24 protein-coding genes are annotated in these 23771 nt (G+C 67.7%); 10 read left to right on the top strand and 14 right to left on the bottom strand.

The genetic code is table 11. The features are described 5' to 3' along the window. Positions 1 to 13: 13 nt before the first annotated feature. Positions 14 to 805, top strand: a complete 792-nt coding sequence (locus tag K7711_RS25295) for an acyl-CoA dehydrogenase family protein (RefSeq protein ID WP_372460186.1) — start codon at positions 14 to 16, stop codon at positions 803 to 805. Positions 806 to 862: 57 nt separating this feature from the next. Here K7711_RS25295 and K7711_RS25290 read toward each other — a convergent pair whose 3' ends face one another. The 4 genes from K7711_RS25290 to K7711_RS25275 all read right to left on the bottom strand — a co-directional run bounded on the left by K7711_RS25290 (position 863) and on the right by K7711_RS25275 (position 4606). Continuing rightward, on the bottom strand, positions 863 to 1381 hold the full coding sequence (locus K7711_RS25290) for an MTB12 C-terminal domain-containing protein (RefSeq protein WP_222971934.1): 519 nt from the start codon (positions 1379 to 1381) through the stop codon (positions 863 to 865). A gap of 270 nt (positions 1382 to 1651) precedes the next feature. Continuing rightward, entirely contained in the window at positions 1652 to 2434 is a 783-nt protein-coding gene (locus tag K7711_RS25285; RefSeq protein ID WP_222971933.1) for an enoyl-CoA hydratase, read from the bottom strand. Between the two features lie 14 nt (positions 2435 to 2448). Next, on the bottom strand, positions 2449 to 3624 hold the full coding sequence (locus K7711_RS25280; protein ID WP_222971932.1) for an acyl-CoA dehydrogenase family protein: 1176 nt from the start codon (positions 3622 to 3624) through the stop codon (positions 2449 to 2451). Beyond that, on the bottom strand, positions 3608 to 4606 hold the full coding sequence (locus K7711_RS25275; RefSeq protein WP_222971931.1) for an acyl-CoA dehydrogenase family protein: 999 nt from the start codon (positions 4604 to 4606) through the stop codon (positions 3608 to 3610). The genes K7711_RS25280 and K7711_RS25275 overlap by 17 nt, the downstream gene beginning before the upstream one ends. 298 nt (positions 4607 to 4904) lie before the next feature. Between K7711_RS25275 and K7711_RS25270 the strand changes: the two genes are divergently transcribed. The 3 genes from K7711_RS25270 to K7711_RS25260 are packed head-to-tail and all read left to right on the top strand — an operon-like array spanning position 4905 to position 7520. Continuing rightward, positions 4905 to 5558, top strand: coding sequence for a TetR/AcrR family transcriptional regulator (locus K7711_RS25270; protein ID WP_040825697.1), 654 nt, complete (start codon positions 4905 to 4907; stop codon positions 5556 to 5558). Positions 5559 to 5603: 45 nt separating this feature from the next. Continuing rightward, positions 5604 to 6437 carry an acyl-CoA thioesterase gene (locus K7711_RS25265; RefSeq protein ID WP_222971930.1) on the top strand — a complete coding sequence of 278 codons (834 nt, stop codon included), beginning with the start codon at positions 5604 to 5606 and terminating at the stop codon, positions 6435 to 6437. Between the two features lie 3 nt (positions 6438 to 6440). After that, positions 6441 to 7520: an NAD(P)H-dependent amine dehydrogenase family protein gene (locus K7711_RS25260; protein ID WP_222971929.1), complete on the top strand. Its 1080-nt coding sequence runs from the start codon at positions 6441 to 6443 to the stop codon at positions 7518 to 7520. A gap of 54 nt (positions 7521 to 7574) precedes the next feature. Here K7711_RS25260 and K7711_RS25255 read toward each other — a convergent pair whose 3' ends face one another. Next, positions 7575 to 8399 (bottom strand): SDR family NAD(P)-dependent oxidoreductase, encoded by an 825-nt coding sequence (locus K7711_RS25255; RefSeq protein ID WP_222971928.1) that lies wholly within the window; start codon positions 8397 to 8399, stop codon positions 7575 to 7577. Between the two features lie 161 nt (positions 8400 to 8560). Here K7711_RS25255 and K7711_RS25250 point away from each other — a divergent pair, with 161 nt between their 5' ends. After that, positions 8561 to 9136: a PadR family transcriptional regulator gene (locus tag K7711_RS25250; protein WP_222971927.1), complete on the top strand. Its 576-nt coding sequence runs from the start codon at positions 8561 to 8563 to the stop codon at positions 9134 to 9136. A 28-nt stretch (positions 9137 to 9164) separates the two neighbouring features. Continuing rightward, on the top strand, positions 9165 to 9965 hold the full coding sequence (locus tag K7711_RS25245; protein ID WP_222971926.1) for a siderophore-interacting protein: 801 nt from the start codon (positions 9165 to 9167) through the stop codon (positions 9963 to 9965). A 27-nt stretch (positions 9966 to 9992) separates the two neighbouring features. Here the strand turns inward: K7711_RS25245 and K7711_RS25240 are convergent, their stop codons facing one another. From K7711_RS25240 to K7711_RS25225, 4 genes are read right to left on the bottom strand one after another with little or no spacing between them, the layout of a single operon-like run. Further along, the gene (locus K7711_RS25240; RefSeq protein ID WP_222971925.1) at positions 9993 to 10760 is read right to left on the bottom strand and encodes an enoyl-CoA hydratase/isomerase family protein; all 768 of its coding nucleotides are present in this window, start codon (positions 10758 to 10760) and stop codon (positions 9993 to 9995) included. A gap of 1 nt (position 10761) precedes the next feature. Then, entirely contained in the window at positions 10762 to 11850 is a 1089-nt protein-coding gene (locus K7711_RS25235; protein WP_222971924.1) for an acyl-CoA dehydrogenase family protein, read from the bottom strand. Next, on the bottom strand, positions 11837 to 12742 hold the full coding sequence (locus K7711_RS25230; protein WP_222971923.1) for an acyl-CoA dehydrogenase family protein: 906 nt from the start codon (positions 12740 to 12742) through the stop codon (positions 11837 to 11839). Before K7711_RS25230 ends, K7711_RS25235 begins: the two co-directional genes overlap by 14 nt. Beyond that, a complete protein-coding gene (locus tag K7711_RS25225; protein ID WP_222971922.1) occupies positions 12720 to 14201 on the bottom strand; it encodes a class I adenylate-forming enzyme family protein in 1482 nt (493 codons plus the stop codon). The genes K7711_RS25230 and K7711_RS25225 overlap by 23 nt, the downstream gene beginning before the upstream one ends. Before the next feature lie 56 nt (positions 14202 to 14257). Here K7711_RS25225 and K7711_RS25220 point away from each other — a divergent pair, with 56 nt between their 5' ends. Beyond that, the gene (locus K7711_RS25220; protein ID WP_222971921.1) at positions 14258 to 15301 is read left to right on the top strand and encodes a ferredoxin--NADP reductase; all 1044 of its coding nucleotides are present in this window, start codon (positions 14258 to 14260) and stop codon (positions 15299 to 15301) included. A gap of 222 nt (positions 15302 to 15523) precedes the next feature. On the opposite strand, the gene K7711_RS25215 is transcribed toward K7711_RS25220, so the two are convergent. The 4 genes from K7711_RS25215 to K7711_RS25200 form a co-directional block, all read right to left on the bottom strand. Then, entirely contained in the window at positions 15524 to 16582 is a 1059-nt protein-coding gene (locus K7711_RS25215; RefSeq protein ID WP_308014935.1) for a CaiB/BaiF CoA transferase family protein, read from the bottom strand. Positions 16583 to 16681: 99 nt separating this feature from the next. Then, positions 16682 to 17638, bottom strand: coding sequence for an LLM class F420-dependent oxidoreductase (locus K7711_RS25210; RefSeq protein WP_222971920.1), 957 nt, complete (start codon positions 17636 to 17638; stop codon positions 16682 to 16684). A gap of 52 nt (positions 17639 to 17690) precedes the next feature. Further along, positions 17691 to 18092: a cobalamin B12-binding domain-containing protein gene (locus tag K7711_RS25205; protein WP_222971919.1), complete on the bottom strand. Its 402-nt coding sequence runs from the start codon at positions 18090 to 18092 to the stop codon at positions 17691 to 17693. Beyond that, positions 18092 to 19669, bottom strand: coding sequence for a methylmalonyl-CoA mutase family protein (locus tag K7711_RS25200; RefSeq protein WP_222971918.1), 1578 nt, complete (start codon positions 19667 to 19669; stop codon positions 18092 to 18094). The genes K7711_RS25205 and K7711_RS25200 overlap by 1 nt, the downstream gene beginning before the upstream one ends. Positions 19670 to 19758: 89 nt before the next feature. On the opposite strand from K7711_RS25200, the gene K7711_RS25195 reads away from it, so the two are divergent. The 3 genes from K7711_RS25195 (at position 19759) to K7711_RS25185 (ending at position 22853) form a co-directional block, all read left to right on the top strand. Next, complete coding sequence (locus K7711_RS25195; RefSeq protein ID WP_222971917.1) at positions 19759 to 20589, top strand: SDR family oxidoreductase; 831 nt, start codon at positions 19759 to 19761, stop codon at positions 20587 to 20589. Positions 20590 to 20603: 14 nt separating this feature from the next. After that, positions 20604 to 20999 (top strand): 4-carboxymuconolactone decarboxylase, encoded by a 396-nt coding sequence (gene pcaC, locus K7711_RS25190; RefSeq protein WP_222971916.1) that lies wholly within the window; start codon positions 20604 to 20606, stop codon positions 20997 to 20999. A gap of 219 nt (positions 21000 to 21218) precedes the next feature. After that, the gene (locus K7711_RS25185) at positions 21219 to 22853 is read left to right on the top strand and encodes an MFS transporter (protein WP_222971915.1); all 1635 of its coding nucleotides are present in this window, start codon (positions 21219 to 21221) and stop codon (positions 22851 to 22853) included. Positions 22854 to 22907: 54 nt separating this feature from the next. Here the strand turns inward: K7711_RS25185 and K7711_RS47785 are convergent, their stop codons facing one another. Beyond that, the gene (locus K7711_RS47785; RefSeq protein ID WP_308014957.1) at positions 22908 to 23744 is read right to left on the bottom strand and encodes an MSCRAMM family protein; all 837 of its coding nucleotides are present in this window, start codon (positions 23742 to 23744) and stop codon (positions 22908 to 22910) included. Positions 23745 to 23771: the final 27 nt, after the last annotated feature.

Below are 23771 nucleotides of genomic sequence, written 5' to 3'. Positions count from 1 at the left end.
GAAGGAACCTCCGATGACCGATACCGATTCCGCCGAGATCGAGCTGATCGCCGAGAGCTTGCGTAAGGCGATGGGCTCGGGCTCGGGGGCCGCGCTCGATCGCGCGCTGGGTGAGTTGGGATGGGCGGAGATGCTTGCCGAGATGCCCGATGTCGCAATACCTCTGGTGTTCCGGCTGCTCGGCGAGACCGGTGCGCATGCGCCGGTGCTCAACGACGTGCTCGCGCAGGCTGCCGGAAACCCGTTGGGCGGCACGGTATCCCTGCCGTTCGCGGGCGGGTCGTGGGTGATCTGGGAACGTTCGGATCGCCCCGGCGGCACCGTCGACGAGGATCTGCCGCTGCATCCGGCGACACAGGGTGCGGATCTCCCGCTCGGCGCGGGCCGGCGGGCCCTGGCCTGGTGGTTGATCGGCAGCGGCCGGACCATGCTGGCGTTGGCGCGACGACATGCCTTGGACCGCAAGCAGTTCGGACGTCCAGTGGCCTCGTTCCAGGCGATCCGGCATCGCCTGGCGGAGACGCTGGTCGCACTCGACGGCGCCGAGGCGACGCTGAGCACCGCCGACGACGAGTTCGGCGCACTACTGGCCAAGGCAGCCGCGGGGCGGGCGGCTCTGCTGGCCGCGAAACATTGTCAGCAGACGCTCGGCGGGATCGGGTTCACCGCCGAACACGAGTTGCAGGGCCACATCCGTCGGGTGCTGGTGCTGGACGGCTTGCTCGGCAGCACAAGGGAATTGACCCGCGAGGCCGGGGCGCACATCCGCGCGGAAGGCTCCGCGCCCCGGTTGGCACAGCTGTAGAACATCGGAAAGGGCCGGTGCGAATCGCACCGGCCCTTCACCGTCTGTGCCTACAACTCAGCCACAAGCTGCCGACTTGCCGCCCTGCATCGTCATCAGCTGACAGAAGGTGGCCGCGGCGACCTTCCACTTGCCGGCATCCTGCACCGCCTTGCCGGCCTGGTTGGGCAGCACGGGATTTCCGCCCATGACGATCGAGTACGTCACCGTGGCGTGGGTGGGATCGTCCAGGGTCACCGCGGAGACGGTGGCCGAGGTGCCCTGCGCCTGCGGGTTGCTCGCCTGAGCCTGCAACACCGGCGCGAACGCATCACCCTTCTCCACCAGAGTGGCCTTGTCGGCGGCGGAGGTCTTGGCGTCGAAGAATTTGGTGAACACCTCGGTGATCGCCTGGGTGGTCGCGGCGTCGGCCTTGGTTCCGGCGCTCGACGTGGTCGCCGCCGCGGAACTGGCCGCCGCGGCCGTGGTCGAGCTGCTCGTCGTGCTGTTCGACGAGCCGCAGCCCGCGAGGACGGAGGCGCCGACGGTCACCAGAGCGGCGCACATCGCGGTCCGGCGGAAAAGGGTATCGCGCATGGGTGTATTTCTTTCCGGAAGTTATTTCGGGGTGGGTGAATATTCCACCGCGGGTGCTTCGGCGGAATCGATCTGTGCGGTCGATACGAGCCGCGAGCACCGATCCGGCGCATCGCCGACCCGAGATTCGTGTATTCGACTGCTTCGCTGCCGTGTCACGTATGGCGAAGCGCTGCCGGTGAATTCGAGTAGAATGCCGACAGCTGCCATATTAGCCAAATACCGGTCCGACGTGTACGGATCTCCCGATTCCGCCGAAAATAATTCCGGTTATTTCAACTTCTCCTTCATCTCGGCAAGATGCGCCAGAATCGGCATGCCGGTATGGCTCAGCGCATTGCCGTGACCGGTCTGGTGGATATCGAATACCGATTGGATCGCGGCGTAGAAACCCTGGATGTCGAGGGTCTGATTGACCGCGCGCTTGGCCTGTCGCAGTCCGAACGGCGGCATCGTGGCGATGTGCCGGGCCAGCGCGGCGGTCTCGGAGTCCAGCTCCTCGCGCGGCACCACCTTGTTCACCATGCCCACCTGCTCGGCCTCCCGCGCGGTGACCGGACGTCCGGTGAACAGGATCTCCTTGGCCTTGCGCGGCCCCAATTCCCAAGTGTGGCCGTGATATTCGACTCCGCCGATACCCATCAGCACCACCGGGTCGGAGAACAGCGCGTCCTCGGCGGCCACGATCAGATCGCACGGCCAGCACAGCAGCAGCCCGCCGGAGATGCACCGCCCCTGCACCGCCGCGATCGACGGCTTCGGGACATTGCGCCAACGGAGTGAATATTCCAGATACCGTCGCGCCTCGGTCGTGTAGATCATGTCGAGGGTGATCTTGTCCGGCCAGGGTCCGCCGCCGCGCAGATCGTGCCCGGAGGAGAAATGCTTACCCTCACCCCGCAATACGATCACCGTCACGTCCTCGTCGGCCGCCGCGCGCGTCCATGCCTGATCGAGTTCGTCGAGCAGCTCCGGGTTCTGCGCATTGGCGACCTCGGGGCGATTCAGCGTTATGGTCGCGACCTTGTCGGCGACGTCGTAGCGGATCAACAATTCGGGCTCCTCACCTATCGGGGGAGGCCGAGTACACGCTCGGCCACAATATTGCGCTGAATTTCCGAGGTGCCACCGGCGATGGTCCCGGCAAAACTGCGCACATACCGTTCGAACCAGCTGCTGACCATATTATCGTTGTTGAGCGGATTGAACGGCGCGGTCATCGCTGGATGGTCGAGGCCGTCGATCCCCTTGGCGTACAACGCCGAGTCGGCCGCGCTCTGCACCGCCTCCGAACCCAGCAGTTTGAGTACCGACAGCGAGGCCACGTCCTGTTCACCGCGCGCCTCCCGGGCCAGCGCCGCCGAACCCAGCAGCCGCAGCGCCTGATTGTCCATCGCGAGCGTCGCGTAACGGTCCCGGTCCAGCGCCGTCTTCGGCCGGAAGTCCTCGAGCAGTTCCTGCAGCCGATCGGCGAAACTCAGCCACAACAGTGTGCGTTCGTGCCCGAGTGAGCCGTTGGCCACACCCCATCCGCCGTTCAGCGGACCGACCAGATTCTCCGCGGGCACCCGGACGTTCTCGAAGAAGACCTCGTTGAAGTCCAGATCGTGCGGACCGCAGATGGAGGCGAACGGCCGCCGGGTCAGACCGGGCGAATCGGTGGGGATCAGCAGGACGCTGATGCCCTTGTGCTTCGGCGCATCCGGGTCGGTGCGCACGAAGGTCAGCAGCACGTCGGCGTCGTGCGCACCCGAGGTCCACACCTTCTGCCCGTTGACCACGAATTCCTCGCCGTCGCGCACCGCACGGGTACGCAGTCCGGCCAGATCCGAGCCCGCACCGGGTTCGCTCATGCCCAGCGCCGCGGTGATCTCCGCGCGCAGAATCCTTCGCGCCCAACGGATTTTCTGCTCCTCGGTGCCGAAGGACAGCAGCGAGGCGGCGATGATGCCCAGGCCCTGCGGGTTGAAGCTGGGATAGATGCGGCGGTACGAGAGTTCCTGCAGGTGGACGTACTGCTGCAGGATTCCGGCGTTGCGGCCGCCGAACTCGGGCGGGTTGCCGGGCAGCAGCCAGCCGTTGTCGAACAGCAGCCGCTGCCACTCGCGCGCCCAGGGCGGAACCTCGGCGCTGGAGATCGGCCGATCCGCCGCCGCGGCGACCTCGTCGGGCAGATTCTCGGCGAGGAAGGCGGCGAATTCGGCCCGGAATTCCTCGACCTCGGGGTCAAAACTCAGTTGCACGGTACTCCTCGGCGATCAGTGCGCGGTGCTCGGCGGCGCCGCCGAGCAGCAGCTCGCCGGACTTGGCCCGTTTGAGCGCGAACTGCAGGTCGTTCTCCCAGGTGAAACTCATCGCTCCGAACAGCTGCATGCCGTGGCGGAACACCAGCGCCTGGCACTCCCCCGCCGCGGCCTTGGCCATGGCCGCGGCAAGCCGCCGGCGCGGATCGTCCTCACGGATGGTCAGCGCCGCGAAATAGGCCAGGGCACGGGCCCTTTCGATCGCGATGTGCATATCGGCGGCCTTGTGCTTGACGGCCTGGAACGAACCGATCGGCACCCCGAACTGTTCGCGGGTGCGCACATGGTCGAGCACCAGATCCAGGACGCGGCGGCACGCGCCGACCATGGTCAGGGCCATCCCGGTCAACGCCACGTGACGGGCGCGCTCGGTGTCCGAACGCAGATAGTTCTCCTCCCGCACCCGCACACCGGCCAGACTCACCTCACCGACGTGCAGTACCGGATCGAACACCATGCTGCGACGGGTACTGGCCTCGGCCGCGGGCACCACGAACACCCCGGCCTCGGTCACCACAGCGAACCGCTCGGCGCGATCACCGTCCAGCACGTGCCGCGCGGTCCCGGTGAGCACCCATCCCCCGGCGTCGCGGAAGGCGGTGATCCCGTCGTAGATCGCTGTGCCGGAGACTTCCGGCTGCGCGAAATCCGCTGCCAGCGGCACGAATTGGGTCATGGTGGCCAGATACGGGGTCGGATCGGTGGCGTATCCCAGCTCCTCGAGCACGATACCCAGCTCGACCATCGCCGCCGGATCGGTCAGCTCGGTCCACCCGTGGCCGATGTAGTTGCGCCACAACGCATCACTATCGGCCCCCTTGTCGGCGATCTCCCGAATCAGCGCCGGGGGGCACTGTTTGGCCAGCACCTCGCGCACCGTGTCGTGCCACAGCCGCTGGTCGGAGTCGAACTCCAAAAGCATCGCGGACAGCCTCCTTGCCGACAGATTCCTCGCGGACAGGGGCGCCGATGCGAGCCCACGCTCGATCGACGGCCCTGCTCGCCATCGTTCTCTAGCGAGAATAACATTCTCGCTCAGTGGAAGTAATAGTCTCCACTATGTCGACAAACACGCCACCCAGCAACCCGATGGAAACACGTTCTCCGGTACAGTGCAGTCATGTTCTCTTCACATAACCGAGGAGCAGTGAGCCCGTGACCAAGCGCGCGAGCACACCGACGACACAGCCGTGGGCGTCCGACGCCGACGAGGTGACACTGTGAGTAGCCCCAGCGAAGAGCCCGCCTGGAAGCAGCGCGCGGTCGAGCGTTCGCTGCGCACCGCCAAGTTGCGCGCCGAGCAGCGCGTACAGCGGTTCCTGGATGCCGCCCAGGCGATCATCACCGAAAAGGGCACCACCGACTTCACGGTCCAGGAGGTCGTGGACCGGTCCCGGCAGTCGCTGCGCAGTTTCTATCTGCAGTTCGACGGTAAACACGAGCTGCTGCTGGCACTGTTCGAGGATGCGTTGAACCGCACGGCCGATCAGCTGCGCGCCGCCGCGGACGCCAAGAGCGATCCGCTGGAGCAGTTGCAGGTCACCGTCGAGCTGCTGTACGAGCTGTGCCGTCCCGATCCGAATGCCCAGCGCCCGTTGTTCACCGACTTCGCGCCACAGTTGCTGGTCTCGCATCCCGCTCAGGTCAAGGTGGCGCACGCGCCGGTGCTGGCACTGTTCACCGAACTGATGGAGCAGGCGCAGGAGGCCAAGCAACTGCGCAGCGACGCCAATCCGCGCCGCGTGGCGGCCATGGTGATGCAGACGGTCATGTTCACCGCGCAGTCCAACGGCGGCACCGACGAGGAGACCACGCACCCGATCAGCGCGAGCGAGGTCTGGAGCTTCTGCGCGCACGGCTTCGCACGTAAATGAGAATCTTATTCTCAATCTTCGAGAGTTTCACTTACACTCGGGTGTATGCCCGACCTGTGGAGTGATCTTCTCGCCTGCCTCGAACTGTCGACCCGGTCGTCCCTCGACGACGAGACCGTCTTCGAGGGCGCCAACCAGCAGCTGGAGTACTACCGCGTGTTCGGTGGGCAGCTACTGGGCCAGTTCGTCCGCGCGGCCGCGCTGAGCTGTCCACACAAGTCGGTCAAATCGGTGCACGCCCTGTTCGCCCGGGAGGGCCGCACCGACGAGCCGATCCGGTACCGGGTGCGCCGCCATCACGAGGGCCGCTCGTTCGCCACGGTGAGCATCGTCGCCGAGCAGGACTCCGGGGTCGCGGCCACCGCCTCGCTCTCGCTGCACGCGCCCGAGGAGGGCCCGGAGCGGCAGAGCGTGCCCGCGCCCGCCGCACTGCTGGGCGACGAGCACAAGGTGGAGTGGGGCCTGCTGCCGTGGGAGACCCGCGCGGCCGCCGATCTGGACGACTCCGCTTCCGGGCCACCGGAATTCGAGTTCTGGATGCGCACGCCGCAGGTGTCCCCGGATCTCGCCCCGGCGATCCTGGCCTACGCCACCGACCTGAATCTGATCGGCACGGCCCTGCGTCCCCTGGAGGGAATTCGCCAGAGCGGCAACGGAACCGCCTTCCGTTCCGCGGTCACCTCGCACAGCCTGTGGTTCCATCGGGCGTTCCGCACCGACGAATGGCTGCTGCTGCGCCAGGACAGTCCGATCATGTCCGGCGGCCGGTGTTTCGGCCGCGGCGATGTACTCACCGAGGACGGGCAACTGGTCGCCTCCTACGCGCAGGAGGCCATGGTGCGCTTCCCGCAACCGGACGCCGAGTCGGCGGTGAAGTGAAGTATGGAAGCGAATACGTTGCTGAACAACAACTCTCAGCGCGACCCGGCCAAGCCTCGCTACCGGGTGGTGCAGTGGGCGACCGGCACGATCGGCACCCGTGCGCTGCGCGGCGTGATCGAACATCCCGATCTGGAACTCGTCGGCCTGCTGGCGCACTCGCCCGACAAGGCCGGGCGGGATGCGGGCGAACTGTGCGGGCTGCCGCCGACCGGGGTTCTAGCGACCGACGACATCGAGCGGATCATCGATCTGGACGCGGACTGCGTGCTCTACATGCCGCTGATCTTCGACGGTGACACCGTGGTCCGGCTGCTCACCGCCGGCGCGAATGTGGTGACCACCTGCGGCGCCTTCCACCATCCCGCGAGTATGGATCCCGCACTGCGCCATCAGGTGCAACACGCCTGCGGTTTGGGGCGGTCCTCGGTGCACAGCACCGGGAGCAGTCCCGGATTCATCAGCGAGGCCGTGCCGCTCGTGCTGTCCTCGATTCAGCGACGCCTGGACCGGCTGGCGATCGACGAGTACGCCGATCTGTCCCAGCGGGATTCGGCGGCCATGCTGTTCGACATCATGGGCTTCGGCCGCCCGCCGACGGAATTCGATCCCGCCCGAGCCGAATACCTCGCCGCGAGCTTCGGCCCGTCGCTGCGCCTGCTGGGTGACGCGCTGAACCTGCCGGTGGATTCGCTCACCGCACACGGCGAGGTCGCCACCGCGCGCGAGACGTTCGACATCGCCGCGGGCACGATCGAGCGGGGAACCGTTGCAGCACAACGCACCACGATCACCGGACTGGTCGGCGGCAAACCGCTGCTGAGCTTCCGCGCCACCTGGTACTGCGGCAAGGACATCGACCCCGTCTGGGACCTGCACGACACCGGCTGGCACATCTCGGTCGACGGCGACGCCCCGCTGGAGGTCACGCTCCACTTCCCGGTCCCCCTGGACCGCATGGCCGAGATCTCCCCCGCCTACACCGCCAATCGCGCGGTGAACGCCGTCCCCGCGGTGTGCGCGGCCGAACCCGGCATCCGCACCACACTGGACCTACCGCACATCATCACGACACTGGCCTGAGCGCCGATTCGATTGCGGCGCAACGTCCCACACTACAGACGGTCGCCCCGGAAGCTAGTGGCTGCCGGCTGCCAGATCCGCGAGCAGCGTGTCCACCCGGGCCTGAGCCCGGTCGGCGACACCCGCGCCGGGTGCGGCGTGGACGCGACCCTGTTCCACTGCTGTGAGCGCCGCCTCGGCTACCTCTCGGGGAGAGAGGATTCCACCGCGGGCCGCGGCAAGCGTGCGCATCGAGGGAGCGGGGGCGTCGGCGGGCGGGGGCGTGATCGCACCGAGGGTGGCCGAGTTCCGGCCGAGCGGGGTGTCCACCAGCCCGGGGCACAGGACGGTCGCGCCCAGATTCGGTGAGGCCTGTTTCAGTTCCAGATCCAGGGTTTCGGTGAGGCCGACCACCGCGTGCATCGTGCCGGTGTAGGGGGTGCGATCCGGAAGCGGGGTCAGGCCGCCGGAAGAGGCCGTATTGAGGATGTGTCCCGCGCCCCGGGCGATCAGCAGCGGCGCGAAAGCCTTGACGCCGTGGATGACTCCGAGCATCTTGATGCCGATCATGCGCTGCCAGGTGCGCGCGTCCTGCTCCCACATCGGGGCCGCGGGGCAGACGACTCCGGCGTTGTTGCAGACCAGATCCACACGACCGTAGGCGGTCATGGTGGCCTGGGCGAGCGCCTGGACCGAGGACTCGTCACTCACGTCGGCGACCACAGCGGTGACCTCGGCTCCGGCGTCGCGCAGTGCGTCCGCGGCGTCGGTCAGGCCGTCCTGCCGGATGTCCGACAGGATCAGGCGGACCTCGCGGGCGGCGAGCGCCTCGGCCAGGCCGTAGCCGATACCGCTGGCGCCGCCGGTGATGACGGCGACCTGACCCGACCGAATCTGCATCACGGCTCCTCTTCGTCGGAACCCTTTGCGGTACAACGGGCTCGAACCTGCTTGAAAACTACATTCTCAATAAATGTACACACCATTCTCGCGCCTGTGAACAGCGGCCGGGCGAATCGAAGGTCTTGCTTTCGCTATATCTTACGATATAGCTTGAGAGCGTGAGTCCACGACGACCTCCTATTCCAGGCGGCATCGGCCCGGGGCCGGGGCGGTTCTTCGGGCCCGGTGAGCTGCGGCTGGCATTGCTCGCGCTCATCTCCGAGCAGCCCGGCCACGGCTACGAACTGATGTCCCGGCTGGAGGATCGCTGTCGCGGCGCGTACCGCCCGAGCGCGGGCGCGGTCTACCCCACCCTCCAGCAGTTGGAGGACGAGGGTCTGGCCACGCTCGAGATCGACAGCGGCAGAAAGGTTTTCCACATCACCGCTGCGGGCCGAACCGAGGTGGACGCGCATGGCGAGACCGTGGAACAGATCTGGGACCGCGCCACCGAACGCGGTGAGTGGGGCATGTTCCGCGATCCCGACGCCGCCGAGATCGTCGGCCCCGCACTGCGTCTGTTCAAGACCGCGGTCTCGGTGATCGTGCACTCACACGGCGACCCGGAGGTCGTCGACCGGGTCCGGGCGGTCCTGACCGAGGCCACCGGCGAGCTCCGGCAGCTGAAGACCGAGATCAAACACGCACACCGGGCTCATCATCAGCAGCGGCGTCGCGGCCGCCGCACCGAGTGATCGCATCTCCCGATACGAAGGTATTCCCATGGCGCACAACGACACTCCCGCGCACACGACCATCGCCGAGGCGACCCCGCCGACCGGCTCGCCCCGCGGCCTGCGGAACCGCCTGATGGACCGCTTCTTTCTGGAGGGCCAGGTCCTCGAGACCGAACAGATCGCCGCGCGCATGCGCCGCATCCGCATCGGCGGATCGGCCCTGCGCAGCCTGAATTGGTCTCCTGGACAACAGATCCGGATCGCCACCGGCGATCCGGACGCCGAGGGCGTCATGGGCCGGATCGGCGATCTGCGCACCTATTCGGTCTGGCACTACGATCCGGACGCCGCCGAGATCCACATCTGCGTCATGGATCACGGCGAGGGCCCCGGAGCCACCTGGGGCCGCGAGGCGAAACCCGGTCTCGCCGTTCGCTTCCGCAGCCCCGAGGGCTCGTTCACCCTTCGTCCGGACGCGCCGTACCACCTGTTCGCCGGGGAGGAGACCGCCTCGGCCGCCTTCGGCCCGATGTTGCGCGCGGTCCCCGGCCACGTCCCGGTCTACGGCGCGATCGAAACCGCCACCGAGACCGACCGGCTCCCCCTGCACCGCGCCGTGGCCCTGACCCGCCCGCTGCGCGGCACCGCCTCGGCCGCCCGGTCGCAGACGCTGCTCGACGCGGTCCGCGCGATCGACCTCCCGGCCGAACCCGGTGTCGCCTATCTCGCCGGGGAGGCCCGCACCATTCAGATGATCGCCGGATATCTTGTCCGCGAACGGCATTGGCCTCGTCGGGCGGTGGTCACCAAGCCGTTCTGGACGCCCGGCAAGCGCGGTATGGACTGACCGACCACGCCGGCCGAGCGGCTCGACTCAGCGTTTGGCAGCGGTGAGCCTGGCGATATTGGCTCGGAAATCCTCACTCTGGAACGTCAGATCCTCTGCGGTGAGGGCGAAATCGAGGGTTTGCAGCACCGTGTGCTCGAGCTGCATGTTGAACAGGCGTTTGGTGCTCTCCACCGCCTGCTGGGGCAGTTCGAGAATGCGCTGCGCGCAGGCCAGGGCCTCGGCGACCGGATCGGCGACGACGTGGTTGGCCAGTCCCATCTCGCGGGCCCGCTCGGCGGGGATGCGCGCGCCGGTGATGGCGTACTCCTTGGCCAGCAGCATGCTCGTGTGCAGCGGCCAGGTCAGCGGGCCACCGTCGGCGGCGACCAGACCGACCTGCACGTGCGGATCGGCCAGGTACGCGGTCTCGGCGATGTAGACCAGATCGCTCAGCGCGACCAGGCTGCAACCCAATCCGACGGCGGGCCCGTTCACCGCGGCGATCACCGGGATCCGGCAGCGTGCCAACCCCAGCACGATGTCGCGGCCGTCGGCGATGGACTTCGCGCGCAACTCGCGGTCGTTGCTCAGCTCGTCGAGATAGCCGAAGTCCCCGCCCGCGGAGAACGCGCGCCCGGCGCCGGTCAGCACGGCGACTCGCGCGGTGGGATCCGCGCTCAGGCGTGGCCAGAGCCGGGCCAGGCCCGAATGCAGCGAATCGTTGACCGCGTTGAGCGCATCGGGACGGTTGAGGGTGACGATCCGGACCGGTCCCTCGGCGCGGACGTCGATTTCGGCGGGCATGTCGTACATGTCAAACTCCCAATCCCAGGATGCGTGCGGCGATGATGTTCTTCTGAATCTGCGAGGTGCCACCCATGACGCTCTGCGCCCGGCTGTACATGTACGAGCCGAGCAGCTCGGGATCGCGGCTGCCGCCCACACTCAGCGCGGCATGTCCGACCGACTGATCGACCCAGGTCATGAGCAGTTTGTCCAGCGATCCGTCCGGACCGTGGGTCACCCCGTCGAGCTGTTCGGAGAGCCTGCGGCGTACGTGCAGCCGCAGCATCTCGGTCTGCACCGCGGCCCAGGCGAGTTCGGCCGGCGGTGGGCCGTCCACGCGGGAAGCCAACTGGCGCACCAGCTTTCCGTATCGCGCGGCGAATCCGAGGGTGGAGGGTTCGCGTTCATGCCCGACCACCGTCATGGCGAGCTTCCAGCCGTCACCGGGTTCGCCGACGATCTGGTCGGCGGGGACCGTCGCGCCGTCGAAGCGGACCTGCCCGAATTCGCGGGTGACGCCGCTGATCATCTTCAGCGGCCGCTGTTCCACGCCCGGCTGGTGCATCGACAGTATGAACGCCGAAATCCCCTTGTGCCGAGGCACATCCGCATCGGTGCGGGCCAGCAGCAGACACCAGTCCGCGACATCGGAGTAGCTGGTCCAGATCTTGTGACCGTGGATGACGTAGTGGTCGCCCTCGCGGGTGGCGGTGGTGGTCAGCGAGGCCAGATCAGAGCCCGCACCCGGTTCGCTGAAGCCCTGGCACCAGCGTTCGGTGCCGTTGATCATCCCGGGCAGGAAGCGCTGCTGCAATTCCTTGCTGCCGTGCCGCCCCAGCCCCTGCACCAGATAGCCCAGGCTCGGGCGCGGCGGCGCTCCGGCGATCGCCAGTTCCTCGTCCAGGATGACGTCGAAGACCGGCGGCAGCTCCTGCCCGCCGAACTCCCGCGGCCAGGTCACACCGAAGAATCCCGCCGCGTACAGGGCCTGATGCCATTCGCCCTGCCGCGCCCAGTACTCATCGCCCGAGGTCGGGAAGCGTCCGGCGGTCTCGGCCAGCCAGTCGCGCAGACGCGACCGGAATTCGGCCTCTTCGGGTGAATCACGAAAGTCCACAGTCGATCTCCTCCAGACGCACAGGGAACAGTTCTGTCGAGTTCATCGCGCGCCGCAGATAGACGTGCGCCAGGCATTCCCAGGTGTTGCCGATGCCGCCGTGCACCTGGATGGCCGTCTCGCACACCGTCAACGCGGACCGCGCGCAGTACAGCTTGGCGATCTGCCCGGCCCGGATGGCCTCGTCGGGGGTGAGTTCGTCCACCGCCCACGCCGCATGCCGCAGCACACTGATCGACCCCTCGATCAGCGCCTGACTCTCCGCGAGCAGATGCGCGACGGCCTGATAGGAGCCGATCGTATTGCCGTACTGCTCACGCACTTTCGCGTAGTCGACCGCGAGAGCCTGTGCGCCACGGGCACATCCGACCAGGTCCGCGCTGGTCGCGGTGAGCGCCAGCGCCTGCCAGTGGCCGAGCTGGTCGGCGCTGAGTTCGCCCAGCGGTTCGGGGGCGCCGCTGATCAGTGCGTCGTGTCCGGTCAGGTCCGCACCGGGGGAATCCTCGCCGATACCGGCGGCCAGCAGCCGGAGCCCGTCCACGATCAGCACCCGATCCGCATCGCGGGCATCGATGGCCCGGTCCCCGACGGCCACGGTCCAGCGCGTATCGGCCTCGCCGGACTGTCCACGCAGGTCATCGGCCAGGACCGGGCCGAGGAACGGCACGTCCACCAGCCCGCGCGCGAACTCCTCGGCGACGATCGCGACCTCGACGCCGGTGGCCCCGTCCGAGCGCAACGCCCGCCAACCGGTCTGCGCGACCGTCGACTCCAGCCTGCGCACCCGGGCCTGGTCGTCCAGCCCCAGCACCGAGCCCGGTCCCAGATCGTCGGCCAGTTTCGCGGCGGCGTCACGCAGCTGCCGCTGTTCACTCGTGTATCTGACGTCCATACTGCTCCTTGAGAATTCGGCGCAACACCTTGCCCGACGGCAGGCGGGGGATCTCGGATACGAAGACCACGCGGCGCAGCCGCTTGTACCCGGCCAGGCGGTCCGCGACCAGCGCGGCCAGTTCGTCGGCGGTGACCTCGGCGGCGCGGGTGACCGCGGCGACGATCGCCTCGCCGTCGCCCGGGTCGGCCACGCCGAACACCGCGCAGTCGGCCACTGCCGGGTGCGCGTGCAGTACGGCCTCGATCTCGGCCGGTGCGACCTGGAAGCCGCGCACCTTGATCATCTCCTTGGACCGGTCGGTGAGCCGGATCCAGCCGTCGGCGTCGATACTGCCGACGTCGCCGGTGCGGTACCAGCCGTCGTCGAATGCGTCGGCGGTCGCCTCGTCGGGCAGATATCCGGCCATCAGCGAGGGCGAGCGTGCCTGTAGTTCACCGATCTCCCCCGGCCCCAACGGTTCTCGGGTCTCCAGCGAGATCGCGCGCAGCTGCACTCCCGGCGCGGCCTTGCCGACGCTGTCCAGACGCGCGCCGCCGATCGGGCTGCACGCGATCACCGGCAGCTCACTGGCCCCGTACGCCGGCAGCCACGGCACACCCGCTCGGGCGGTGACGGTTTCGGCGACGCCGGGGGCGAGCGGGGTCGCACCCCACATGATGTAGCGCAGCGAGGACAGATCGTAGGACTCGAGTCCGGGGTGGGCGGCCAGTGCCAGAGCGATGGGGGCCACGGCCATTTCGACGGTGATCCGGTCCTCGGCGATGCAGCTCAGCATGCGTTCGAGGTCGAAGCGCCGGTGCAGCCGCATCCAGGCGCCGGTCCGCAGGACGGTGACGATGTTCAGCAGGCCCAGGATGTGCGAGGGCGGGGTGAGGATCTGCAGGCGGTCATAGGAATTCAGCTCGAGCACGCTGATCCAGTGCTGTACGGCCGCGTCCATCGAGGCGTGCGTATGCCGCACCGCCTTGGGCAGACCCGTTGTGCCGGAACTGAAGACGAGTACCGCATCGGACTGTGGATCGGGCCGGGTGACCGGATGCGGGCGCGGGGTGATCGGCTCGTCCAGATGCCGCATCGGCAGCGCCTGCGCGAGCAACGGCGAATCGCCGACGCCGAGAACGGGTTCGGTCAATGCCAGTGCATGGTCGATCTCGGTCCGCTTCCAGGCCGGGCTGATCAGCACCACCGTCGCGCCCAGCCGCCACAGTCCGAGGACCGCCATCACGAATTCCGGCCGGTTGGAGGACATCAGCGCGACGCGGTCACCGGGCCGCACACCGCGTTCGGCCAGTTCGGCCGCCAGGCCCGCGGCGAGACGGTCCAGCTCCTGCCGGGTGTACTCGCGTCCCTCGAAGACCAGCGCGACCGGATCGGCGCGCAGCGGCGCGGTATCGCCCGGCGCGCTCACGGCGTCACCCGAGTGGTGCACGACACCATCGCGACCTTCCAATCTCATTGATGAGAATCTAATTCTCTCTATACTAGAATCTTAATACCAGAGGAGGGTAGTTCATGGCGAGACCACCGATGTTCCAGCGCGCGACCGTCACCAGGATCAGCAAGGAGAGCGCGGACGCACGCACCTTCGTGCTGGCCCCGCACGATGGGCCGATCACGTACCGAGCGGGACAGTTCTGCACGTTCCGGGTGAATGTGGACGGCCGGGCCCTGTTCCGCTCGTACTCGATGTCCAGCGCTCCCGAAACCGACGGCGAGCTGATGACCACGGTCAAGCGGGTGCCCGGCGGCGCGGTCTCGAACTGGCTGCACGACAACGTCGTCGAGGGCGACGAACTGGAGATGTCCCAGGCCGCGGGCCGATTCTGCCTGCGTGAGACAACGGCCCCGCTGCTCGGATTCACCGGCGGCAGCGGCATCACCCCGGTCCTGTCGCTCACCAAGAGCGCCCTGGCCACCACCGACCGGCGGGTACGGCTGCTGTGCGCGGACCGCGATCGCGAGTCGGTGATCTTCGAGACCGCGCTGGCCGACCTGGCCGCGCAGTATCCCGGACGACTCGGTGTCATCCGGCATCTGGACTCCGACAGCGGATTCCTCACCCCCGAGGCGATCGCCGAGTTCGTCGGGTCCGACGGCGAATCCGACAGTTACATCTGCGGGCCCGAACCGTTCATGGAGATGATCGAGAAGGCCCTGCCCGGACCCGGGCTGATCTTCAGCGAGCGGTTCGGCGCTCCGGCGCCGGTCCTGCCCGGCGCCGAGACCCCCGATACCGTGACGACCCCGGCCTCGGCCGCTCCCGCCGAACCTTCCCCCTCGGGCGAGGGCACCGTCACCATCATCCTGAACCGCAAGAAGAAGACCGTTCCCCGCAACGACGGCGAGACCCTGCTCGAGAGCGCGCGCCGAGCCGGACTCACTCCCCCGTTCTCCTGCGAGGCGGGCAACTGCGCCACCTGCATGGCCAAGGTCATCAAGGGACACGCGACGCTGCGCCAGAACAACGCGCTCACCGATGACGAACTCGACGAGGGCTACGTCCTGACCTGCCAGGCGGTCCCCGACACCGATTCCATCACCGTCGACTACGAGTGAGATCCGCGCACACCCTCCAGCCCGGCCCCGCGAAGCGGATCCCAGCCGATCCGCCCGCGGGGCCTCGCGCGTACCGGGAGTCTCACCCGTCGCGCCGCCGGATAGCTTCATCGTCCGCATCACGCCGCGCTGTATTCGTCGAATCATGCCGCAGCAGAACAGAACCGGGCCGTCGGCTCAGATTCATCCGGTACCCGGAGTCCTGCTGCACGAGGCGAATTTTCACCGACCGGCTTCGCCCAGCACCGGGGGCGGGCCGTACTCGGGCGCATATCCGGCGATCTTGATCGGGTTGCGGATCAGCCGGAAGTCGCCAGCGGTGACGATCGCCTCCGGGGTCGCGGCCAGCGCTTCGGGGAGAGTGCGCACCGCCGCAGCGGGAATTCCCAAGGGGCGCAGCCGGTTCTGCCAACCAACGGCCGTATCCGCGGCCAAGGCGGTGGTGACCGCGGAGAGGACCTCCTCGCGCCGGGAGGCACGCTCGGCCATGGTTTCGAAACCGGTGACCCCGGCCTCGGCGGCGAAGGTCTTCCAGAATCCGTCGTGCGTGATGAACAGCGCCAGAAAGCCGTCCGCGGTCGGGAAGAGTTGCGCCGGAACGTAATACGAATGCGCACCGAACGGGCGGCGGCGAGGTTCGGCGCCGGTGCCCAGATAGGCGGCGGCGTGGTAGTTGAGCTGGGAGAGCATCACGTCGTAGAGCGATACGTCGACCTGTCCGCCCCGGCCGGACACGATCTGCGCGAGCAGGCCCAGCGCGGCGGTCAGACCGGTGGAGTTGTCCGCGGAGGAGTATCCGGGCAACGTGGGCGGACCGTCCGGATCACCGGTCATCGCCGCGATTCCGGTCGACGCCTGGACGACGTAGTCGAAGGCCGGATCATCACCGCCGTCCAGACCGAATCCGGTCACGGCCACACAGACGATCCGGTCGTTCCACCGGCGCAGCGCGTCGTAGGTCAGCCCGAGCCGCCGGATCGCCGAGGGCTTCAGATTCACCAGCAGCGCATGCGATTCCGCGACCAGCTCCCCCAGACGCTGCTGCCCGCCCGGCGAGGTCAGATCGATGCACAGGCTCCGCTTGCCGCGATTGAGGCTGGCGAAATAGGTGTCGCTGACCTGCCGGGAGATCTCCCCCGCGGCCGGTTCCAGCTTGGTCACCTCCGCACCCAGATCGGCCAGCATCATGGTCGCGTAGGGCCCGGCCAGCATGGTGCCGACCTCCAGGATCCGGACCCCGGCCAGCGGGCCGTCACCGGTCGTGCCCGGTTCCGGCGACACTCGTCCATCCGCTCGCATCTGCATCACCCGTTCTCCACGAACCCCGCCGACGCGCGATCCGGCCGACGTTCCGATCCGAATTCCCTTGCTGGGCAAGGACTAACGCAACCTCTGCGCGACCTCGGCGATCATCTCGCGGGTGCGGCGCTTGGATGCGCGCAGCTCGTCGAGCGTGTCCCCGATCGGCAGCAACCGCACCGACACATCCGTCGCCCCCGCCTCGGCGTACCGGCGCAGCCCGGCCTCGATCGCCGCCTCGTCACCCGCGATGCACATATCGCCGACATTGCGGGCGTCGCCCTGATCCAGCAGCCGTTGATAATTCGGCGAGACCTCCGCCTCGGCGAGGATGCGGTTGGCCCGTTCCTTGGCCTGATCCACCTCGTCCGGACGGCACAGGCACACCGGCAGTCCCGCCACGATGCGCGGAGCCGGACGGCCCGCCTCGGCGGCGGCCTTGGTGATCTTCGGCGCGATGTGGTCGGCGATCGCGCGCTCGTCGGCCATCCACAGCACGGTGCCGTCCGCCCGCTCCCCCGCGATGCGCAACATCACCGGCCCCAGCGCGGCCACCAGCACCGGGATCGGGGCCACCGGCCCCAGATCCAGCGGATTGTGCACGGCGAACGTCTCGTTCTGCACATCCACCGAACCCGGCCCGCGCAGTGCGGGATTCAGCACGTCGAGATAGTCGCGGGTGTAGGCGGCGGGCTTGTCGTAGGGCAGGCCCAGCATGTCCCGCACGATCCAGTGATGCGACGGGCCGACCCCGAGTGCGAGGCGACCGCTCGCTGCGGCCTGGGCCGAAAGTGCCTGCCGGGCAAGGGCGATCGGATGTTGCGCCTGCAAAGGCACCACGGCCGTGCCCAATTCGATGCGCGTGGTCTTCAGACCCATCAGCGCGATGGTGATCAGCGCGTCGAAATCGGTGGGTATCTGCGGAATCCACGCGGTGTCCAGACCGGCCGCCTCCGCCCATTCGATATCGGCCAGCATCCGATCGAGCTTGCGCGCGGCATCGCCCTTCTCCGGGCCGATCATCACTCCGGTACGCACGATTTTCCTCCAGTTCCAGGCACTTTCACAGCGCGATTCGCCGACAGCGTGTTCAGGACGACGCCGGTGTGCCGGTCAGTTTGCGGATCTCGGCGACCAGGACCTCCAGCGCCGTACCGGTCGGGAACACCGCCGCGGCTCCGGCCTCCGCGAGCCGCGACACATCCGCCTGCGGAATCGTGCCGCCCACTACCACCGCGATGTCTCCGGCGTCCGCCGCCCGCAGCGCGTCCACCACCCGCTTGGTCAATGCCAGATGCGCGCCGGACAGGATGCTCAGCCCCACCACGGCCACATCCTCCTGCAGCGCGATCGACACGATGTCCTCCACACGCTGACGGATTCCGGTGTAGATCACCTCGAATCCCGCATCGCGCAGGGTGCGCGCGACGATCTTCGCGCCGCGATCGTGCCCGTCCAGCCCCGGCTTGGCGACCAGTACCCGCGCGGTCATCAGAACACCACCGGCTGCTGGAATTCGCCCCACACCGATTTCAGCGCGGTGGTCATCTCCCCGACCGTGCAGTAGGCGTTGGCACAGTCGATCAGGCGGTCCATCAGATTCTCGTCTCCCTCGGCCGCGCGCGACAGCGCGGCCAACGTGGATTCCACTGCGGCGGAATCCCTTTCCGCCTTGACCTTGGCCAGGCGTTGCAACTGCACCTCGCGCCCCTGCGCGTCGAGTTCGTAGGTGCCGATATCGGGTGCGGGCTCATCGGAGACGAACCGGTTCACCCCGACCACCGGACGCTCGCCCGATTCGATCTGCTGGTGCGCCGTGTACGCCTCGTCGGCGATCAAGCCCTGCAGGTAGCCGTCCTCGATGCAGCGCACCATCCCGCCGTGCTGGTCCAGATCGGCCATGATCTCGACGATGCGCGCCTCGGTCTCGTCGGTCAGCGCCTCGACGAAGTACGAACCACCGAGCGGATCCGCGACCCGGGTCACGCCGGTCTCGTAGGCCAGGATCTGCTGGGTGCGCAGCGCCATGGTCGCCGATTCCTCACTGGGCAGCGCGAACGGCTCGTCCCAGGCCGCGGTGAACATCGACTGCACCCCGCCCAGTACCGAGGCCAGCGCCTCGTAGGCGATGCGCACCAGATTGTTCTGCGCCTGCGGCGCGTACAGCGACGCACCACCGGAGACGCAGCCGAACCGGAACATCGATGCCTTGTCCTTCGTCGCGCCGTACCGCTCGCGCACGATGGTCGCCCAACGACGCCGTCCCGCACGGTATTTCGCGATCTCCTCGAAGAAGTCGCCGTGCGTGTAGAAGAAGAAGGAGACCTGCGGCGCGAACTGATCGATGCTCATCCGGCCGCGTTCGACGACGGTGTCGCAGTAGGTGACGCCGTCGGCGAGAGTGAAGGCCATCTCCTGCACCGCCGTCGCGCCCGCATCGCGAAAGTGCGCGCCCGCCACCGAGATCGCGTTGAATCGCGGCACCTGCGCGGCACAGAATTCGATGGTGTCGGCGATCAACCGCAACGACGGCTCGGGCGGCCAGATCCAGGTGCCGCGCGAGGCGTACTCCTTGAGGATGTCGTTCTGGATTGTGCCGGTGAGCTTTTCGCGCGGGACACCCTTCTTCTCCGCGGCCGCGACGTAGAAAGCGAGCAGGATCGCGGCGGTGCCGTTGATGGTGAAGCTGGTGGAGATCTTGTCCAGCGGGATGCCGTCGAACAGGATCTCGGCGTCGGCGAGGGTGTCCACCGCGACGCCGACCCGGCCGACCTCCTCGCTCACCTCGGGATCGTCGGAGTCGTAACCACACTGGGTCGGCAGATCCAGTGCCACCGACAGACCGGTCCCGCCCTGTTCGAGCAGGTAGCGATAGCGCCGGTTGGATTCCTCGGCGGTGCCGAATCCGGAGTACTGCCGAAACGTCCACAGCCGCCCCCGGTAGCCGGAGGCGAAATTCCCGCGCGTGAAGGGGTACTCGCCCGGCGCGGGCGGATCGGCTCGCCGATCCTGCGGTCCGTACACCGCTTCGAGCGGGATACCGGACGAGGTCTGCACTTCGTTGTTCATCAGTGAATACGGTACTTGCCAAAAAAGAGAATGCCAATACCATCAGGAGTGAATGCCTGATCACGAACCTGTTGCGACCGAGGAGCACGATGTCCGACCACCTACCGCTGACCGATCGCACGATGGTGATCTCCGGTGCGAGCCGCGGCATCGGCCTGGCTATCGCGATCGCCGCCGCCCGGCAGGGGGCCAATGTGGCCCTGCTGGCCAAGACCGCCGAACCCCATCCGCGCCTGCCCGGCACCGTGCACACCGCGGCCGCCGAGATCGAGGCCGCCGGAGGCAAAGCCGCGGCCGTGGTCGGTGACGTGCGTCGCGAGGAGGATGTCGAGCGGGTGGTGAACACCGCGGTGGAACGTTTCGGCGGCGTCGACATCTGTATCAACAACGCCAGCGCCATCGCGACCGAACCCACCGAGCAGCTCGCGGCCAAGAAGTTCGCGCTGATGACCGATATCAACCTGCGCGGCACCTTCCTGCTGACCCAGGCCTGCCTGCCGCATCTGCGCAAGTCCGCCGAGCCGCACGTGCTGACCATCGCCCCGCCGGTCAACATGAATCCGCGCTGGCTCGGCGCGCACCCGTCCTACACGCTGTCCAAGTACGGGATGACTCTGCTCTCACAGGGCTGGGCCGCCGAATTCGCCGACGCCGGAATAGCTTTCAACTGCCTGTGGCCACAGACGTACATCGCCACCTCCGCGGTGGCGAACCTCCGGGACGGCGAGAAACAGCTCGCCGCCGCACGCAGCCCGGAGATCATGGCCGACGCCGCGGTGGCGATCCTGTCCCGCCCCGCGCGCAAGACCACCGGCAACTGCTTCCTGGATGCCGACGCTCTGGCGCATTACGCCGGGGTCAGCGATTTGTCGCGCTACGGCGGCGGCCCGAACCCCACACCGGACATGTTCCTCGACTGAAGGAGCCGGCACACATGCCGATCGACAACACTCCCGCCGAACGCTACGACGCGGGACTTCAGGTCCGCCGGGAGGTGGTGGGCGAGGAGTACGTCGAGCGCGCCCTCACCGCGGCGACCGACTTCTCCCGGCCGCTACAGGATCTGGTCACCGAATACTGCTGGGGCGCAGTGTGGACCAGGGATGGCCTGGATCGCCGCACCCGCTCGATGCTCACCCTGGCCATGCTCACCGCGCTGAACCGTTCCACCGAATTCGCCACCCACGTGCGCGCGGCGCTGACCAACGGCGTCACTCCCGACGAAATCCGTGAGGTACTGCTGCACGCGACCGTCTACGCCGGAGTCCCCGCCGGAGTCGAGGCGTTCCGGATTGCCGGGCCGATTCTGGCCGAGAACGCCGAACAGTAAGCGGGACACCGCCCGACCCGACAGCACCCTGGCGGACCGCGGGGCATCTGCATGGATGCCCCGCGGCTCTCGCGCGTCCGGGCCCGCACGAGAGCAGTGCGAACACGATCTGAAAATGCCACTTGTGCAATTGGAGAATCTGCTTACCATAAATGCCTAGCGAGACGCCGATCACATTCGACGGCTCGCCTTCATATCGCCCTGCTTCAGGAGCTTTCCATGTCCACCACCGAAACCAGTCCCCCGCCGGACAACCTCGACAGCTCTGCCGAGATCGACACCGGCCGCCTGGACGGGGCCTCCCGTCTGCGGATCTTCTCCATCCTGGTCGTGATCGTCCTGTACACCGAGGTCGTCCCGCTGCAGTACACGATGGTCTCGGCGGCCCTGCAGAAGATGACCAAGACGTTCACCACCGTCGGCGGCAACATCAACTGGGCGGTCATCATCCTGGGGCTGGTGGGCGCGGCCGCGACGCCGCTGATCGGCAAGGCCAGCGACGCCTGGGGCAAGAAGAAACTGTTCCTGGCCACCGGCCTGTGCTTCTTCGTCGGCTGCGTCATCTGCGCGTTGACCAGCAACTGGACCATCTTCCTGATCGGCCGCGGCCTCGCGGCGTTCTCCATCGCCAGCCAGGTCGTCGCCTACGGCCTGATCCGAGATCTCATCCCGCGCAAGTACATTCCGCTCGGCGTCGGCATGATCGGGGCCGGACTGGGCTTCTCCGGGGCCATCGCCCCGCTGATCGGCGGCTTCCTGGTCGACCACTTCGACTGGCGAGCGATGTTCTGGTTCCTGGCCGCGTTCACCCTCGTGCTGACGCCGCTGGTGATGTGGATCGTGCCGGAGACGAAACTGCGTGTGCGCGAACGCATCGACCCGTTCGGCGCGATCCTGTTGTCCGCGGGCGCGCTGTTCACCCTGCTCTACCTGGACAACGGCCAGACCTGGGGCTGGGGCCGCCCGTCGGCGCTGGCCTGGCTCGTCGTCGGCCTGGCCATGCTGGTGCTGTTCGTGGTGGTCGAATTCCGCGTCTCCCGGCCGATCATGGATATGAAACTCCTGGTCAACCCGAAAGTCAGTCTCACTCTGCTGATGACCGCGTTCGGCGTCGGCATCACCGCGGTGCAGCCGCTGGCCCTGGGCTACATGACGCAGACCCCGAATGTGGACGGACTGCGCGAGAACGTCGTGCAAGGCGTTGTGGCACAAGCACATCAGATGACCGGGCTGACCCTCCCGGCGAATCTGGTGCACGTGAACTTCGATCCGGGCTACACCTACGGCAACGGCTTCAGCATGCTCGGATACGCAGTGCACGTGGGCATCTGGGCCGGTCTGCTCGGCATGGTCATCGGTCCGTTCGCCGGTGCGATGGCCCGGCGGTTCGGCGCGCGGATTCCCGCGATTCTCGCCTTCACGATCCTGACGATCTCGGGTATCGGATTCGTCGTGTTCCACTACAGCTGGATCACGTATCTCGTGCTGTATCTGTTGGCGGGCATCGGATTCGGCTTCTTCTACGCCGCGGGCCCCAACCTGATCATCGACGCGGTGCCACAGGAACAGCAGGGCATCAGCGCGGGCATGCTCGGTGTCACCATGAGTATGGGTTCGGCCGTCTGCATGGCGATCACCACCGCCCTGCTGAACAACCATCCGGTCAAGGCGCACATCGACGTGATGGGACATTCCAGCGTCCAGACGATTCCACAGGTCTTCGCCGACCGCGGCTACACGCTGAGTTTCTGGGTGGTGCTGGCCACCACGATCGTCGCGCTGATCGTCGCCGTGCTGATGCGGCACGGTCGCAGCCCTGCCACCGGCGGTGCGGAGGTAGCGAACGAGGCATAACGAAAACCCCGGTGCCCGAATCGTTCTCGGGCACCGGAGTTCGTGTGTCGGCGATCAGCGAACCGGGCTCTGCTCCATCGAGGAGATCACCGGAACGGCCGGGCCGTCGTGACCCAGGTGCGCGTCCACACCCTGCACGGCGTCACCGTGCACGCTGACCTGCATGACGACCGGCGCGTAACCGCTCACCACGACGGTGTAGTCGCCGTCGGACAGGTTGGCGAAGGTGTAGCCGCCGTCCGGGCCGGTGGTCATCGTGTCCACCACGTGCCCGGCCGGATCCATCAGCGTCACCTGTGCGTCGTGCAGCGGCCGATCGTCCGAGCGGACCCGGACCACACCGCTCAGCCGCGCACCGGGCCGCAGCAGCACCGCGATCTCGGTGATTCCCGCACCGCTGACCAGCACCGGAACGGCCGTGGGGTGGAACCCGTCGGCGCTCACCGCGACGATGAATTCGCCCTCGGGCAGATCGGACAGACCGAACCGGCCCAGGATGTCGGTCTCGGCCGAGGCCACCACCTCACCGCGCGGATCCAGTGCCGCGACGCGGGCCTCGGGCACCGGGTCGTCGCCGGGGATGCGAGTGACGGTTCCGGCCAACGTGCCCATCCCGGCGAGGGTCACCTCGCAGGCGGTCGGCACCGGGCCCACCGACACCGTCGAAGCGTCGGGGCGACGGCCCTCCGCGGAGGCGATCAGGACGTAGGAACCCGCGGCCGGGACAGCGAATTCGAAGTATCCGTCCTGGCGCGTGGTCGCGCGGCCCAGCTGACTGCCCGACGTCGAGATCAGCGTCAGCGTCGCACCGGACACCACGGGCCCGCCCGCATCGCGCACCCGGCCGTAGATCGAAGGGCCGGTGACGGTTTCGGCGATCGTCTCGCCCACGTAGCGGTCCGCCGCAACCTGCACGGC

Origin of the sequence: Nocardia coffeae (assembly GCF_019890715.1) — a bacterium.
Classification (GTDB): domain Bacteria; phylum Actinomycetota; class Actinomycetes; order Mycobacteriales; family Mycobacteriaceae; genus Nocardia; species Nocardia jiangxiensis.
This window is presented reverse-complemented; position numbering and strand designations above follow the sequence as displayed.

Excerpts from the sequence above, each read along its gene's own strand:
- K7711_RS25295 (WP_372460186.1), top strand. The coding sequence starts at position 14 with ATGACCGATACCGATTCCGCCGAGATCGAGCTGATCGCCGAGAGCTTG.
- K7711_RS25195 (WP_222971917.1), top strand. The coding sequence starts at position 19,759 with ATGTCCGACCACCTACCGCTGACCGATCGCACGATGGTGATCTCCGGT.
- K7711_RS25230 (WP_222971923.1), bottom strand. The coding sequence starts at position 12,742 with ATGGACGTCAGATACACGAGTGAACAGCGGCAGCTGCGTGACGCCGCC.
- K7711_RS25185 (WP_222971915.1), top strand. The coding sequence starts at position 21,219 with ATGTCCACCACCGAAACCAGTCCCCCGCCGGACAACCTCGACAGCTCT.
- K7711_RS25275 (WP_222971931.1), bottom strand. The coding sequence starts at position 4,606 with ATGCTTTTGGAGTTCGACTCCGACCAGCGGCTGTGGCACGACACGGTG.
- pcaC (WP_222971916.1), top strand. The coding sequence starts at position 20,604 with ATGCCGATCGACAACACTCCCGCCGAACGCTACGACGCGGGACTTCAG.
- K7711_RS25290 (WP_222971934.1), bottom strand. The coding sequence starts at position 1,381 with ATGCGCGATACCCTTTTCCGCCGGACCGCGATGTGCGCCGCTCTGGTG.
- K7711_RS25260 (WP_222971929.1), top strand. The coding sequence starts at position 6,441 with ATGGAAGCGAATACGTTGCTGAACAACAACTCTCAGCGCGACCCGGCC.
- K7711_RS25220 (WP_222971921.1), top strand. The coding sequence starts at position 14,258 with ATGGCGAGACCACCGATGTTCCAGCGCGCGACCGTCACCAGGATCAGC.
- K7711_RS25265 (WP_222971930.1), top strand. The coding sequence starts at position 5,604 with ATGCCCGACCTGTGGAGTGATCTTCTCGCCTGCCTCGAACTGTCGACC.
- K7711_RS25205 (WP_222971919.1), bottom strand. The coding sequence starts at position 18,092 with ATGACCGCGCGGGTACTGGTCGCCAAGCCGGGGCTGGACGGGCACGAT.
- K7711_RS25245 (WP_222971926.1), top strand. The coding sequence starts at position 9,165 with ATGGCGCACAACGACACTCCCGCGCACACGACCATCGCCGAGGCGACC.
- K7711_RS25255 (WP_222971928.1), bottom strand. The coding sequence starts at position 8,399 with ATGCAGATTCGGTCGGGTCAGGTCGCCGTCATCACCGGCGGCGCCAGC.
- K7711_RS25200 (WP_222971918.1), bottom strand. The coding sequence starts at position 19,669 with ATGAACAACGAAGTGCAGACCTCGTCCGGTATCCCGCTCGAAGCGGTG.
- K7711_RS25240 (WP_222971925.1), bottom strand. The coding sequence starts at position 10,760 with ATGTACGACATGCCCGCCGAAATCGACGTCCGCGCCGAGGGACCGGTC.
- K7711_RS25225 (WP_222971922.1), bottom strand. The coding sequence starts at position 14,201 with ATGAGATTGGAAGGTCGCGATGGTGTCGTGCACCACTCGGGTGACGCC.